Source organism: Staphylococcus arlettae (assembly GCF_025560845.1).
GTDB lineage: Bacteria > Bacillota > Bacilli > Staphylococcales > Staphylococcaceae > Staphylococcus > Staphylococcus arlettae.
In genome coordinates this window covers 2,085,879-2,101,836 of sequence record NZ_CP094803.1, presented here as the reverse complement: position 1 = coordinate 2,101,836, position 15,958 = coordinate 2,085,879, and the positions used below count along the sequence as shown (strand labels likewise).

11 protein-coding genes are annotated in these 15,958 nt (G+C 34.7%); all 11 read left to right on the top strand.

Translation table 11 applies throughout. From position 1 onward, the window contains the following. Positions 1–89 precede the first annotated feature (89 nt). The 11 genes from secA (at position 90) to MUA37_RS10245 (ending at position 15,950) form a co-directional block, all read left to right on the top strand. The gene (gene secA / locus MUA37_RS10295) at positions 90–2,621 is read left to right on the top strand and encodes a preprotein translocase subunit SecA (RefSeq protein ID WP_002509844.1); all 2,532 of its coding nucleotides are present in this window, start codon (positions 90–92) and stop codon (positions 2,619–2,621) included. 250 nt (positions 2,622–2,871) lie between these two features. Continuing rightward, positions 2,872–3,988, top strand: a protein-coding gene (gene prfB / locus MUA37_RS10290) for a peptide chain release factor 2 (RefSeq protein ID WP_100218104.1) whose coding sequence is annotated in 2 segments (ribosomal slippage) — positions 2,872–2,943 and positions 2,945–3,988 — 1,116 coding nt in all. Because the reading frame shifts where the segments join, the coding sequence is not laid out codon by codon here. A 295-nt stretch (positions 3,989–4,283) separates the two neighbouring features. After that, the gene (locus MUA37_RS10285; protein WP_002509842.1) at positions 4,284–4,925 is read left to right on the top strand and encodes a YfbR-like 5'-deoxynucleotidase; all 642 of its coding nucleotides are present in this window, start codon (positions 4,284–4,286) and stop codon (positions 4,923–4,925) included. A 5-nt stretch (positions 4,926–4,930) separates the two neighbouring features. Next, on the top strand, positions 4,931–5,164 hold the full coding sequence (locus tag MUA37_RS10280) for a CsbA family protein (RefSeq protein ID WP_002509841.1): 234 nt from the start codon (positions 4,931–4,933) through the stop codon (positions 5,162–5,164). A gap of 296 nt (positions 5,165–5,460) precedes the next feature. Beyond that, the gene (gene uvrB / locus MUA37_RS10275; RefSeq protein ID WP_262624572.1) at positions 5,461–7,443 is read left to right on the top strand and encodes an excinuclease ABC subunit UvrB; all 1,983 of its coding nucleotides are present in this window, start codon (positions 5,461–5,463) and stop codon (positions 7,441–7,443) included. An 8-nt stretch (positions 7,444–7,451) separates the two neighbouring features. After that, a complete protein-coding gene (gene uvrA / locus MUA37_RS10270; protein WP_262624571.1) occupies positions 7,452–10,295 on the top strand; it encodes an excinuclease ABC subunit UvrA in 2,844 nt (947 codons plus the stop codon). A 251-nt stretch (positions 10,296–10,546) separates the two neighbouring features. Continuing rightward, on the top strand, positions 10,547–12,670 hold the full coding sequence (locus tag MUA37_RS10265) for a BglG family transcription antiterminator (RefSeq protein ID WP_193325104.1): 2,124 nt from the start codon (positions 10,547–10,549) through the stop codon (positions 12,668–12,670). 15 nt (positions 12,671–12,685) lie between these two features. Continuing rightward, positions 12,686–13,150, top strand: a complete 465-nt coding sequence (locus tag MUA37_RS10260) for a PTS sugar transporter subunit IIA (RefSeq protein ID WP_193325105.1) — start codon at positions 12,686–12,688, stop codon at positions 13,148–13,150. A 93-nt stretch (positions 13,151–13,243) separates the two neighbouring features. Then, positions 13,244–13,522, top strand: a complete 279-nt coding sequence (locus MUA37_RS10255; RefSeq protein ID WP_002509836.1) for a PTS sugar transporter subunit IIB — start codon at positions 13,244–13,246, stop codon at positions 13,520–13,522. A 119-nt stretch (positions 13,523–13,641) separates the two neighbouring features. Next, positions 13,642–14,901 (top strand): PTS galactitol transporter subunit IIC, encoded by a 1,260-nt coding sequence (locus MUA37_RS10250; protein ID WP_002509835.1) that lies wholly within the window; start codon positions 13,642–13,644, stop codon positions 14,899–14,901. A gap of 17 nt (positions 14,902–14,918) precedes the next feature. After that, positions 14,919–15,950 carry a zinc-binding dehydrogenase gene (locus tag MUA37_RS10245; RefSeq protein ID WP_262624570.1) on the top strand — a complete coding sequence of 344 codons (1,032 nt, stop codon included), beginning with the start codon at positions 14,919–14,921 and terminating at the stop codon, positions 15,948–15,950. Positions 15,951–15,958 lie beyond the last annotated feature (8 nt).

The window sequence follows — 15,958 nt, the reverse complement described above, 5'->3', positions numbered from 1 at the left end:
AATAATCCTATAAGTGTAATTTTAAGCTAATTAATGGTATTATAAATTGTTGTAAGTAATAGAGTTATTAAGCTAAAGGAGCGAACAGAATGGGTTTTTTATCAAAGATAGCTGATGGTAATACTAAAGAAGTAAAGCGCCTTGGTAAATTAGCAGACAAAGTTCTCAAGTTAGAAGAGGACATGTCTATATTAACTGATGAAGAAATAAAAGAAAAAACAAAATCGTTTCAAGATAAAGTACAGGCAGAAGAAGATGTACAGAAGCAAAATAAAATATTAGACGAGATTTTACCAGAAGCTTTTGCCTTAGTAAGAGAAGGTTCAAAACGTGTCTATAATATGATACCGTACCGTGTTCAAATTATGGGTGGTTTAGCAATCCATAAAGGTGATATTGCTGAAATGCGTACAGGTGAAGGTAAAACGTTAACCGCTACAATGCCGACATATTTAAATGCCTTAGCAGGTCGTGGTGTTCATGTTATTACAGTCAATGAATACTTAGCGAGCAGTCAAAGTGAAGAAATGGCAGAACTATATAATTTCTTAGGGTTGTCAGTAGGCGTAAATTTAAACAGCAAAACAACAGCTGAAAAACGAGAAGCATACGCATGTGATATCACTTATAGTACGAATAATGAATTAGGATTTGACTATTTGCGTGATAATATGGTGAATTATGCTGAAGAACGCGTTATGCGTCCACTACATTACGCTATTATTGACGAAGTCGATTCTATTTTAATTGATGAAGCACGTACACCATTGATTATTTCAGGAGAAGCTGAAAAATCAACGTCATTATATACACAAACAAACGTCTTTGCGAAGATGTTAAAAAGTGAAGATGACTTTAATTATGATGAAAAAACTAAAGCAGTGCAATTAACAGAACAAGGTATTGATAAAGCAGAACGTATGTTTAAAATCGATAACCTTTATGACGTTAAGAATGTTGATATTATTAGTCACATTAATACTGCTTTACGTGCACACGTGACACTTCAACGCGATGTTGATTATATGGTCAATAATGGAGAAGTATTAATTGTCGACCAATTTACTGGTCGTACGATGCCTGGACGTAGATTCTCTGAAGGCTTACATCAAGCGATTGAAGCTAAAGAAGGCGTTAAAATTCAAAATGAATCTAAAACTATGGCGTCAATTACTTTCCAAAACTACTTCCGTATGTATAATAAATTAGCTGGTATGACCGGAACAGCTAAAACGGAAGAAGAAGAATTTCGTAACATTTACAATATGACAGTGACACAAATTCCAACGAATAAACCTGTACAACGTGTCGATAAACCTGACTTAATTTACATTAGTCAAAAAGGTAAGTTTGATGCAGTTGTAGATGATGTCATTGACAAACATAAACAAGGACAACCTGTATTGCTAGGTACAGTTGCAGTTGAAACAAGTGAATATATTTCTAACTTACTAAAAAAACATGGTATTCGTCATGATGTGTTAAACGCCAAAAACCATGAACGCGAAGCCGATATAGTTGCAGGTGCTGGTCAAAAAGGTGCAATTACTATTGCGACAAATATGGCTGGACGTGGTACAGATATCAAGCTTGGTGATGGCGTAGAAGAATTAGGTGGTTTAGCAGTCATTGGTACGGAACGACATGAATCACGTCGTATTGATGATCAATTACGTGGTCGTTCTGGTCGTCAAGGTGACAAAGGTGATAGTCGATTTTATTTATCGCTACAAGATGAATTGATGGTCCGCTTCGGTTCAGAAAGATTGCAAAAAATGATGAATCGCTTAGGTATGGATGACTCTACTCCTATTGAATCCAAAATGGTATCACGTGCTGTAGAATCTGCACAAAAACGAGTAGAAGGTAATAACTTTGATACTCGTAAACGTATTCTTGAATATGATGATGTACTACGTAAACAACGTGAAATTATTTATGGCGAACGTAATAATATCATTGATAACGAGAATAGTTCAGAATTAGTCAATGCCATGTTGCAATCAACATTACAACGTAGCGTGACATACTATATTAATGATGATGAGGAAGAACCAGATTATGAACCATTTATCAACTACATTGATGATGTGTTCCTTAATGAAGGTGAACTTAAAGTATCTGATGTTAAAGGAAAAGACAGTGAAGATATTTATAATCTTGTTTGGCAAAAAGTTGAAGCTGCATTGGTAGAACAAAAAACAGAGATTGGCGATCAATTCCCTGAGTTTGAACGTATGATTTTATTACGTTCAATTGATACGCACTGGACTGATCATATAGATACTATGGATCAATTAAGACAAGGTATTCACTTACGTTCCTATGGTCAACAAAACCCATTACGTGACTATCAAAACGAAGGTCATCAATTGTTTGATAGCATGATGGAAAATATTGAAGAAGATGTGAGTAAATACATCTTGAAATCTGTAGTATCGGTTGAAGATGATATTGAAAGAGATAAAACAACAGACTTCGGTAAAGCTGAGCATGTTTCAGCAGAAGATGGTAAAGAAAAAGCTAAGGCACAACCATTTGTGAAAGATGAACATATTGGTCGTAATGACCCTTGTCCATGTGGTAGTGGTAAAAAATATAAAAATTGTCACGGTGCTTAATGCTGTCGTGTAGAGCCTGGAGCATATTATTGTTCTAGGTTCTTTTGTATCGTTGAAAGTTATCACTAAACAAGAAATTGATGACACAGAGTGTCATGCACAAGCAACGTTAGAGGCATCATCAATGCTAATTACAGTAATAATTTATTGACTGAGGGACTAGGAGAATAAACTTACACAATGTAGACTATAATTAGAAGTGACAATTTATGTTAAAATATTAATAAAACGTTATTTAGGAGCGATGACTATGGAATTATCAGAAATAAAACGTAATATAGAGCACAATGCTGACAAGTTAGAACAACTTAGGGGGTCTCTTTGACTTAGAAGAAAAAGAGACAAATATTCAAGAATATGAAGAAATGATGACTGACCCTAACTTTTGGGATGACCAAAATACGGCGCAGAGCGTCATTGATAAAAATAATGCTCTAAAATCTGTAGTAACCGAATTTAGAAAGTTAGAATCACAGCTAGAGGATATGGATGCTACACGCGAATTACTTGCAGAAGAACAAGATGAAGATATGCAAGCAGACCTAGTAACGCAAGTTCAAGCATTTAAAGGTGATTTAGATCAATTTGAATTACAATTATTATTAGATGGACCTTATGACGCAAATAATGCAATCTTAGAATTACATCCAGGTGCTGGTGGTACTGAATCACAAGATTGGACGAGTATGCTATTAAGAATGTACCAACGTTATTGTGAACAAAAAGGCTTTAAAGTTGAAACTGCCGATTATTTACCCGGTGATGAAGCGGGCGTGAAAAGTGTAACAATAGTCGTTAAAGGTCATAATGCTTACGGCTATTTGAAAGCAGAAAAAGGCGTTCACCGACTCGTTCGTATATCACCGTTTGATTCTTCAGGTAGACGTCATACGTCATTTGCATCGTGTGATGTAATTCCAGAATTTAATAATACAGAAATTGAAATTGATATTAATCCAGATGATATTACCGTAGATACGTTCCGTGCATCAGGAGCTGGTGGTCAGCACATTAACAAAACTGAATCAGCGATACGTATTACTCATCACCCTACAGGTATAGTAGTAAATAACCAAAATGAACGTTCACAAATTAAAAACCGTGAAGCTGCTATGAAGATGTTAAAATCTAAATTATATCAACTTAAATTAGAAGAACAAGAACAAGAAATGGCAGCAATTCGAGGAGAACAAAAAGAAATAGGCTGGGGCAGTCAAATTCGTTCTTATGTTTTCCATCCATATTCTATGGTTAAAGACCATCGTACAAATAAAGAAACAGGTAAAGTAGATGCTGTGATGGATGGTGACATAGGGCCATTTATCGAAGCATACCTAAGAAGTCAAATGGATCAAGCTGAAGAGTAATACATTAATAGCTCCAGCAGTAGACTTTGAAATATAGGATTAACAATTTACCTTATAGCGATAAATGACTATGTAAGTGTAATACTTTGCGATGACATACGTGATGATGGATTTAATAATTAAATAAGCAATATATTGCTTGCTATGACTTTTCCACTTTTAAATTTTTGAAATATCAATGAATAGAAGGCATAATTTAAGTAACTTTAATAATTAAGTTGGTATGAAAATTGATTTTCTTGTTTGTTATAATAAAAGCAAGTATAATCATTGTTTAAATAAGGAGGCGTATGTCATGGGTGTACATCAATATTTTAAACGCTTATCCGATTTGGAAAAGTTAATCAGACTACCAGGAAAATTTAAATATTTTGAGCATAATGTAGCTGCGCATTCATTTAAAGTTACAAAAATCGCGCAATATTTAGCAACTGTGGAAGAGTATAACGGCAACGAAGTGGATTGGAAAAGCTTATATGAAAAAGCACTAAACCATGACTTTGCTGAAATTTTCACCGGGGATATCAAAACTCCAGTGAAATACGCGAGTGGTGAATTGAAAAAATTGTTTTCTCAAGTTGAAGAAGAAATGGTAGACACTTTTATTAGTGAAGAAATACCTACACCTTATCAAGATGTTTATCGAGAACGATTACAGGAAGGTAAGGATGATTCATTAGAAGGACAAATATTATCAGTTGCTGATAAAATTGACTTATTATATGAAACTTTCGGAGAAATTCAAAAACGTAACCCGGAACAGCTCTTCTTTGAAATTTATGAAATGTCTTTAGAAACAATTATGCAATTTGACCATTTAAGTTCGGTACAAGATTTCATAGACAACGTAATTCCTGAAATGTTAACTGAGAAATTTATTCCAAAATCTGAATTGCGTGAAACAACAATGGCAATTTTAAATAAAAGAAATGAGTGACATATATGATTTGGTATATACTCGCATCATTCTTCCCGTGTATACTTGTCATTTTATTTAGTGTGGTGACTAGAAGTAAATGGGTTGGTACAATTTTAGTACTCGTCTTAATCGGTGCATCGATTCAAAAAGGTTTTTTTCATAATGAATGGATTATCTTTATTGATGTAGTATCCATACTTGCAGGGTACGTGATTATTGACCAATTACAATTGCATAAAAAAGAAGATGAAGATTGACGGGTATATACAATGTATAAACAGTTCGATTGCAATGCGTGCTGTTTTATACGTATACTTATATAACTCAATTACAAACAAGACAAAACAAGCATAGTGTGAACTGTGTTTGTTTTTTTTCTATGTGTGGTGAGTAATCACTTTTAAACGAACAAATGTTTGTATATTTCGAACAGAATCTGTTAAAATAGTATGCAAGTGAAATAGATTTTAAACAATTGATATAATTAATAATCTACAGTATGAGCAATGAATTAACTAACGTTAAACGTAATATATAGGAGGAATGTGTCACTATGGAACATTATCCATTCAAATTAGTTTCCGACTTTGAACCAGAAGGTGACCAACCGGAAGCAATTCGAAAAATTGTCAATGGTGTGAATGCAGGAGAACGACATCAAACCTTACTAGGTGCTACAGGTACAGGAAAAACATTTACGATGAGTAATGTAATTAAGGAAGTGGGCAAACCGACCTTGATTATTGCCCATAATAAAACCTTAGCAGGACAATTATACAGTGAATTTAAAGAATTTTTTCCAGAAAATAGAGTAGAGTATTTTGTAAGTTATTACGATTATTATCAACCAGAAGCATATGTACCTTCTACCGATACATTTATTGAAAAAGATGCTTCAATCAATGATGAAATAGACCAATTGCGACATTCTGCAACAAGTGCCTTATTTGAACGTGATGACGTTATAATTATTGCCAGTGTTAGTTGTATTTATGGTTTAGGTAATCCAGATGAATATCGTGATTTAGTTGTGAGTGTACGTGTTGGTATGGAAATGGATCGTAGTGAACTATTGCGCAAATTAGTAGATGTACAATATACGAGAAATGATATTGATTTTAGACGTGGAACATTTAGAGTGAGAGGCGATGTTGTAGAAATTTTCCCAGCCTCACGTGAAGAAATGTGTATCCGCGTTGAGTTTTTTGGAGATGAAATAGATCGCATTCGTGAAGTGAATTATTTAACAGGTGAAGTATTGAGAGAACGAGATCATTTTGCGATTTTCCCAGCTTCTCACTTCGTTACACGTGAAGAAAAAATGAAATCAGCAATACAACGTATCGAAAATGAATTAGCTGAGCAATTAGAAAAACTACGTAGTGAAAATAAATTGTTGGAAGCGCAGCGTTTAGAACAACGTACTAATTATGATTTAGAAATGATGCGAGAAATGGGCTTTTGTTCAGGTATTGAAAACTATTCGGTACATTTAACACTCAGACCATTAGGCTCTACACCGTACACATTAATGGATTATTTTGGAGACGACTGGTTAGTTATGATAGATGAATCTCATGTTACCTTGCCCCAAATAAGAGGTATGTATAATGGTGACCGTGCGCGTAAGCAAGTTTTGGTGGATCATGGATTTAGACTACCAAGTGCACTTGATAACAGACCTCTCCAATTTGAGGAGTTTGAGTCTAAAACACGTCAACTCGTTTATGTTTCTGCTACGCCAGGGCCATATGAATTAGAACATACCGATGAAATGGTCGAACAAATTATTAGGCCTACCGGTTTATTAGATCCCAAAATTGATGTACGTCCGACCGAAAATCAAATTGATGATTTATTAGGTGAAATTCAAGGTCGTATTGAGAATGATGAACGTGTATTAATTACGACATTGACTAAAAAGATGAGTGAAGATTTAACGACTTACCTTAAAGAAGCAGGTATTAAAGTTAACTATTTACATTCAGAAATTAAAACATTAGAACGTATTGAGATCATACGAGATTTACGTATGGGTACGTATGATGTAGTTGTGGGTATTAACTTGTTGAGAGAAGGTATAGATATACCAGAAGTATCTTTAGTAGTTATATTAGATGCTGATAAAGAAGGATTCCTGCGTTCCGAACGTTCCCTTGTACAAACAATTGGACGTGCAGCACGTAATAGTAAAGGTGAAGTAATCATGTATGGCGATAAGATAACAGATTCTATGCGATATGCTTTAGATGAAACAGAGCGTAGACGTCAAATACAAATGGCTTACAATGAAAAACATAATATTACACCGACGACTATCAATAAGAAAATCCATGATGTTATTAGTGCTACGGTAGATTCAGATGAAACAAATGAACAGCAACAAACCGAAGTACCGAAAAAATTAACGAAAAAAGAACGAGAAAAAACAATTCAAAATATCGAAAAAGAAATGAAACAAGCAGCTAAAGACTTAGACTTTGAAAGAGCAACAGAATTACGTGACATGTTATTCGAATTAAAAGCAGAAGGGTGACATAAAGTATGAAAGAGCCATCAATAGTAGTAAAAGGGGCGAGAGCCCACAACTTGAAAGATGTCGATATAGAAATACCTAAAAATAAATTGATAGTTATGACAGGACTTTCAGGATCAGGTAAATCATCAATAGCGTTTGATACAATTTATGCAGAAGGGCAAAGACGCTATGTAGAATCATTGAGTGCATATGCACGTCAATTTTTAGGACAGATGGATAAACCGGATGTAGATACGATTGAAGGTTTGTCTCCAGCAATTTCAATTGATCAAAAAACAACAAGTAAAAATCCTAGATCTATCGTAGCGACTGTGACTGAGATTTATGATTATATTCGTTTACTCTATGCACGCGTAGGAAAGGCATACTGTCCAAATCATCATATCGAAATTGAATCACAAACTGTACAGCAAATGGTCGATCGTATTTTAGAATTGGAAGAACGTACAAAAATTCAAATACTGGCCCCCATTGTCAATCATCGCAAAGGATCACATGAAAAATTAATTGAAGATATAAGTAAAAAAGGTTATGTACGTGTGCGTGTTGATGGGGACATTATAGATGTAAATGATGTTCCTCAATTAGATAAAAATAAAAATCACACAATAGAAGTGGTCATTGACAGATTAGTAGTCAAATCAGGTATAGAAACACGTCTTGCCGATTCAATTGAGACAGCATTAAATTTAGCAGAAGGTAATTTAGTTGTAGATATTATTGATGGTGATGAACTGAAGTTTTCAGAAAACCATGCTTGTCCTATTTGTGGATTCTCTATCGGTGAATTAGAACCACGTATGTTTAGCTTTAACAGTCCTTTTGGTGCTTGTCCTACGTGTGATGGCTTAGGGCAAAAACTGATGGTGGATTTAGATTTAGTAGTTCCAGATAAAAATGCCACATTAAATGATGGTGCAATTTTACCGTGGGAACCTACGAGTTCTGATTATTATCCAACATTGTTAAAACGCGTATGTGAAGTTTATAAAATAAATATGGATAAACCATATAAAAAATTAACTGATAGACAAAAAGATATTATAATGTATGGTTCGAAAGGTAAGGAAATTGAATTTACTTTTGAACAACGTAACGGTCAGAAGCGTACACGTACGATGGAGTTTGAAGGTGTCGTTAACAACATCAATCGCCGTTACCATGAATCACCTTCAGAATATGTGAGAGAAATGATGAGTAAGTACATGACTGAACTACCGTGTGAAACGTGTCATGGACAACGTCTAAGCAAAGAAGCATTAGCAGTCTATGTCGCTGATGTTAATATAGGTCAAGTTATCAATAAATCAATTAAAGACGCACTGCATTTTTATGAAACGATAGAATTGTCAGCGCAAGATCGTACAATTGCCGATCAAATACTCAAAGAGATTATTTCAAGGTTGAAGTTTTTATTTAATGTTGGCTTGGAATATTTAACGCTAAATCGTTCTTCAGGCACTTTATCAGGTGGTGAAGCCCAACGTATTAGATTAGCGACTCAAATCGGCTCCAGACTCTCTGGTGTATTATACGTATTAGACGAACCATCTATAGGTTTGCATCAACGAGACAATGATCGATTAATTGAAACATTGAAAGAAATGCGTGATTTAGGTAATACTTTAATCGTGGTAGAACATGATGATGATACGATGCGCGCAGCGGATTATTTGGTGGATGTTGGCCCGGGTGCTGGTGAACATGGTGGCCAAATTGTTGCGAGCGGTACTCCGAAACAAGTTATGCAAGAAACACAATCATTAACTGGTCAATATTTAAGTGGCAAAAAACAAATCGATGTACCTGAACATCGTCGAGAGGTTACGCAACGACAAATTCACGTTACTGGTGCACGAAGTAATAATTTAAAAAATGTGGATGTTTCATTCCCATTATCAACAATGACAGTTGTCACAGGTGTTTCTGGCTCTGGTAAGAGTTCACTAGTAAATCAAGTACTGTATAAATCTTTAGCAAAAGAAATTAATAAGTCGAAAGTTAAACCAGGTGACTGTGATGCGGTGACTGGTATTGATGAATTAGACCGTATTATTGATATAGATCAATCGCCAATTGGACGTACACCGCGTTCAAATCCTGCAACTTATACAGGCGTCTTTGATAATATTCGTGATATTTTTGCGCAAACCAATGAAGCTAAAATACGAGGTTATAATAAAGGGCGTTTCAGTTTTAATGTTAAAGGTGGACGTTGCGAAGCATGTAAAGGCGACGGTATTATAAAAATTGAGATGCACTTTTTACCGGATGTTTATGTACCATGCGAAGTATGTGATGGATCACGATACAATCGTGAAACATTAGAAGTAACATATAAAGGGAAAAATATCGCAGATGTATTGAAAATGACAGCTGAAGAAGCGACTTATTTCTTTGAAAATGTACCTAAAATTCATCGTAAATTAAAGACGTTAGTAGATGTTGGTTTAGGATACGTAACGCTGGGTCAACCAGCAACAACGTTATCTGGTGGTGAAGCCCAACGTGTGAAACTCGCTTCAGAGTTGCATAAACGTTCTACTGGTCGTTCAATTTATATTTTAGATGAACCAACGACAGGATTGCATGTAGATGACATTAGTCGTTTGTTAACTGTACTTAATAAGTTGGTTGAAAATGGTGATACGGTAGTCATTATTGAACATAACTTAGATGTCATCAAAACTGCTGATTACGTGATTGATTTAGGACCTGAAGGTGGAGATGGTGGTGGTACAATCATTGCTACAGGTGCACCTGAAACAATAGCGGAAGTTCCAGAAAGCTATACTGGACGCTATTTGAAAACAGTATTAGCACGTGATAAAGCTAACCAAAAATCATAATAATTGTAGTTTAGAGGCTAGGACGTCATTAATTCGTCCTAGCCTCATTTTCTATTGTTAGTAGATGTTTGAATTAATAATCAGCTTTAAATCAAGATTTTTTTGAAAATTAAATAAACATTTAAAGGGGACTGAAATCTTTTTCAGACAATTAGATTTCAGTCCCCCTCTCTTTGTATATGCCAGGACAGGGTTTATGAGACAACATCACAATGATGTACAACATAGGAACTATTAATTGTGATTAATCCATGTACCACCGTTGGTTGAATTATGATAAGTTGAATTTAACCAATAAAGGGGGGATAAAAATTATAGAAACAGAAAATTATAAAATTATTCTTCAAATTGTCAAGAACCCCGCAATTAAAAGTAAAACCTTAGAAACGCAATTTAATTTGTCACGTCGGCAATTAAGTTACAGAATTGACAAAATTAATCAATGGCTTAGTAAAGCTTCATATGAACAAATAACACGGACGAAGCAAGGTCATTTTATCGTTGATCCTACTGTTAAGGAAGCGCTCAACATTGATGATGTCGATATATCTGTAAATGACAAAGAATTTTACAATGTAGAGCAACGTCAGTACATTATTTTATTAATGTTATTTAACTCTACACCTTATTTATCATTAGATCATTTTGCGTTAGATCTTAAAGTAAGTAAAAATACTGTGCTTAATGATATAAAAAAAGTGAAAACACAGTTAGCTCAATACAATTTAACGTTACGTTATTCTCGAAAACAAGGATATGCCTTAATGGGTGATGAATTACAAACACGTAAATTGGCGATCAAACTTATTATTAACAGTACACATACACAATTGTCTAGTCACGAGATGAGACATTTTCTAGGTGTAACTGAAGATGATATGACGATAATTAATAAGCAAATGACCAAGATTGAAAGTTTTTTACGGAAAAAGTATGTAGATCATAGTTTAAATCTGTTCCCATATTTACTGAATATATTTTTTAATCGTATTGAACAAGGTTACATCATTAACCATTTTAAAATAGATTATAGTGCTTTGTCAGATACACAAGAATACAAAGCTACAGAAATTTTATTGGAGCCATTTTCTGATGTACCTATGGAAGAAAGGTTATATGTTACTTTGCACTTACTATCAACGAGCATGCAATGGTCAGAACAGCCAGAAACTACTGCTTTTCCACAATTGAAGTCAGTGCTTATTACTACACTACAACGATTTGAACAAATCACCTGTATTCAATTTGAGAATAAAGATCAACTTTTGAAACAATTACTATGGCATATGAAACCCGCATTTTATCGTATTAAATATCAATTATCTGATATCCAAGAGTTAGAAAATCCATTACATGGAGAATATCGAGAGCTGTTTCATTTAGTAAAGCAATCGATCCAACCGCTTGAACATTATTTAGGTCAAACATTGCCTGATAATGAAATTGCATATTTAACAATGCTTATCGGTGGCAGTCTGAGACGACAAGATATTGATATTGAACAAAGCTTAAAAGCAGTTGTAGTGTGCACGCAAGGCCATTCTGTATCACAGATGATGTTGCAAGAACTTAGAGGCCTATTTCCAGAAATTATCTTTTTAGATGCTTTGTCATTATCAGCATTTAATAATTATTCTTTAGATTATGATATCGTCTTTGCGCCCATGCATGTGATGACTACAAAAACATTATTTATTACAAAATCGTTTTTAAATGCGCAGGAGAAAAAATTATTGAGACAAGAAGTGTTGAAAACGTTTGGAGATTCTACGGAAAATACAATGAATGTTGAAGCCTTTATGGAAACGATTAAAGCACATGCCAATGTGTTTGATGAGGAAGGATTATACGAACGTATTAAAGATCATTTAGCTTATCTCCAACCAATAAGTACGATTAATTCAGCAACATTATCTTTAAATAATGAATTGAATTTAAAAGATTTATTACCTACAACACATATAAAGCAATGTAATGAAGTTAAAACGATGGACGAAGCGATTGCATTAGCAAGTGAGCCATTATTAAGCGCACAATATATAGAACCTCAATATGTAAAAGCAATGCAACAACATTTTGATGATACTTATATGGTAATTCAAAATAACATCGCTATTCCACATGCCATGAGTGACGGTGGTGTAAAACGTACAGCTATGAGTATGCTCGTATTACAAGAGCCACTCATTATTAATAAGCAACATCCAATTCATATTATTGTTGTGATTGCTGCAACGGATAAGGTAAAACACTTGAGACCTTTGTTACAGCTAAGAGATTTGGCACAAAGCAACCAAGATATCAACTGTATTCAAGAAGCACAAACAATACAAGAAATCGTTCAAATTATTGAACAGTATTCCAAAATTGAATAAAAGAGGTGCGCTTAGATGACAAAAATAAGTATTGAATCAACGAATGTTTTATTAGATGTACATGCAGAATCAGCGTCTGAAGCTTTGACGCAATTATCGCAAACACTCTATCGAAATGGTTTTGTCAAAGCAAGTTATGAGTCAGCTGTCATTACACGAGAACAAGAATTTCCAACAGGATTACCAACAAATTACTGCGGCGTTGCTATTCCGCATACAGATCCACAACATGTAAATGATAAAGCAATCGGTATTGCTGTATTGGCAGAAGCAGTTCCTTTCGTAATGATGGGGGAAACTGAAGCAACAACACCAGTAAAAATAATTTTTATGTTAGCTATGGACAAAGGTGATGCACAACTAACATTATTACAAAAACTCATGTCCCTTTTGCAAAATGATGAAACATTAGCAACGTTAGCCGAAGCAACAAATAAGGAAACGATTGTCAGAGTGATAGAACAACAATTAGCAGAATAATTTATTATGTTCTGGTGATACAACACCAGAAAAATATTCGAATATTCTGAAATTAAATTATCAATAAATAGTTAATATTAGGAGGAGTTATTTATGAAACAAGTATTAGTAGCATGTGGTGCAGGTATTGCAACTTCAACGGTGGTAAATAATGCAATTGAGGAAATGGCAAAAGAACACAATATCAAGGTGGATTTGAAGCAAATTAAAATTACCGAAGTTGGACCTTATGAAGATACAGCAGATTTATTAGTTACTACTGCAATGACGAAAAAAGAATACCATTTCCCAGTAATTAATGCACGTAATTTCTTAACAGGTATTGGTGTTGAAGATACTAAAAAAGAAATTTTAGAAGTGTTAAAACAATAACAACTCAATAAATTAGTAAAAAGGATCATTCAAAAATCATACTAGATAAACATAACGCATTATATTGTGATACAACCTAGTAAAAATGATCCTTTTTTATAAAGGGATGGAGCGATTATATGGATACTTTTGTAGATTTTATTAAAGGGTTTTTAGATTTAGGAGCAACAGTAATTTTGCCTATCGTTATATTTTTATTGGGGCTCTTCTTTAGACAAAAGGTTGGCGCAGCATTTCGTTCAGGTTTGACGATTGGTGTAGCATTTGTCGGTATCTTTTTAGTAATTGATTTACTTGTGAAAAATTTAGGTCCTGCAGCACAAGCGATGGTTAAGAATTTAGGTGTTAGCTTAAATGTAATTGATGTAGGTTGGCCTGCCACTTCATCTATAGCATGGGCATCTAGTATTGCAGCTTTTATTATACCTTTAGGTATTTTAATCAATGTGGCTATGTTACTTACGAAAACAACTAAAACAATGAACGTTGATATTTGGAACTTTTGGCATTATACATTTTGTGGTGCCATGGTGTATGCAGTGTCGGGTAGTATTTGGCAAGCCTTAGTGGCAGCTGTAATTTTCCAAATTGTCTGCTTAAAAGTAGCAGATTGGACAGCGCCAATGATGAGTGAATTCTTTGATTTACCGGGAGTGTCATTAGCTACTGGTAGTACAATTTCATACGCTCCAGGAATCTTCTTAGTTAAAGGGCTTCAAAAAATACCTGGCTTAAAAAAATTAGAAGCAGACCCGGATACAATTCAAAAACGTTTTGGTGCTTTTGGTGAATCTATTTTTGTTGGACTGGTATTAGGTCTAGCTATTGGTATTTTGGCCGGTTATGATCCAGGTAAAGTTATTAATTTAGGGATGTCAATGGCAGCAGTAATGGTATTAATGCCACGTATGGTAAAAATTTTAATGGAAGGTTTAATGCCTGTCTCGGAATCTGCACGTACTTGGTTGAATAAGCGATTTGGAGAACGTGAAATATATATCGGACTAGATGCGGCAGTAGCACTCGGTCATCCAGCAGTCATTTCTACAGCATTAATTTTAGTGCCAGTTACAGTATTACTAGCAGTTATATTACCTGGTAACCAAGTATTACCTTTTGGTGACTTAGCAACGATACCTTTTGTTGTAGCGTTTATCGTAGGAGCTGCACGTGGAAATATTATACATTCAGTTATTGTAGGTGCAATTATGATTGCAATCTCTTTATATATTGCTACAGATGTTGCTCCGATATTTACAGAAATGGCAAGTGGCACAAATGTTGAAATGCCTAAGGGTAGTTCGCAAATTTCAAGTATTGACCAAGGCGGTAACATACTAAATTGGATTATTTATAAATTCTTCAATTTATTTAACTAGTGGAGGAGTGAGACATAATGAAAGGTTTAGTAAAAACGCAAGCTGGGTTTGGACATTTAGCATTACAAGAGCAAACAATTGCTGCTCTAGGTGACGACGAGATTAAAATAAAAGTACATTATGCGGGTGTATGTGGTACAGATATTCATACGTATGAGGGACACTACAACGTAAATTATCCAGTGACATTAGGTCATGAATTTGCTGGTGAAATTGTGGAATTAGGCAACAATGTAGAAGGCTTTAACATTGGTGACCGTGTGACATCAGAGACAACGTATTATATTTGTGGACAATGCCAATATTGTGCTACAGGTGACTATAATTTATGCAGTAAAAGAAGGGGACTAGGAACGCAACAAGACGGTGCATTTGCTCCGTTTGTTATTGCACGAGCGGCAAGTGTACATCGATTACCAGACAACGTCACTTATCAAGCTGCTGCAATGACTGAACCACTAGCTTGTGCACATCATGCCGTTGCTAAAATTGATGTTAAAAAAGGTGATAAAGCGGTAATTATGGGGCCCGGACCGATTGGATTATTAGTTGCTCAAGTTGTGAAAAGCAAAGGTGCAGAGATTATTATTACTGGCTTAGACAATGATCAAGCGCGATTAGATAAAGCAGCTGCGTTACAACTAGACCATGTTGTAAATTTGCAACATACCAATTTGCAACAATACACTGACGATCTAACTTCAGGTTATGGTGTTGACATAGTTATTGAATGTTCAGGTGCGGTTCCAGCAGCTAACCAAGGATTATCCTTATTAAGAAAAAAAGGTAGTTTTGTACAATTAGGTATATTTAAAGACGATAAAATTGAATTTGATATGGATAAAGTAATTCAAAAAGAGATTACGGTGGTAGGTAGTCGAAGTCAAAAGCCAGCGGATTGGGAGCCATCATTACAATTACTTAGCGATGGTTCGGTCAACGCTGAGCCTTTAGTTACTAAAATTTTGAACATTAGTGAATGGGATACCGCATACCAACATATAAAAAGTGGAGAAGGAATTAAAGTTTTACTCAAACCAGTGGAATAATACGTTAA

Coding starts and splice junctions, on each gene's coding strand:
- secA (WP_002509844.1), top strand. CDS start 90: ATGGGTTTTTTATCAAAGATAGCTGATGGTAATACTAAAGAAGTAAAG.
- MUA37_RS10285 (WP_002509842.1), top strand. CDS start 4,284: ATGGGTGTACATCAATATTTTAAACGCTTATCCGATTTGGAAAAGTTA.
- MUA37_RS10280 (WP_002509841.1), top strand. CDS start 4,931: ATGATTTGGTATATACTCGCATCATTCTTCCCGTGTATACTTGTCATT.
- uvrB (WP_262624572.1), top strand. CDS start 5,461: ATGGAACATTATCCATTCAAATTAGTTTCCGACTTTGAACCAGAAGGT.
- uvrA (WP_262624571.1), top strand. CDS start 7,452: ATGAAAGAGCCATCAATAGTAGTAAAAGGGGCGAGAGCCCACAACTTG.
- MUA37_RS10265 (WP_193325104.1), top strand. CDS start 10,547: ATGTACCACCGTTGGTTGAATTATGATAAGTTGAATTTAACCAATAAA.
- MUA37_RS10260 (WP_193325105.1), top strand. CDS start 12,686: ATGACAAAAATAAGTATTGAATCAACGAATGTTTTATTAGATGTACAT.
- MUA37_RS10255 (WP_002509836.1), top strand. CDS start 13,244: ATGAAACAAGTATTAGTAGCATGTGGTGCAGGTATTGCAACTTCAACG.
- MUA37_RS10250 (WP_002509835.1), top strand. CDS start 13,642: ATGGATACTTTTGTAGATTTTATTAAAGGGTTTTTAGATTTAGGAGCA.
- MUA37_RS10245 (WP_262624570.1), top strand. CDS start 14,919: ATGAAAGGTTTAGTAAAAACGCAAGCTGGGTTTGGACATTTAGCATTA.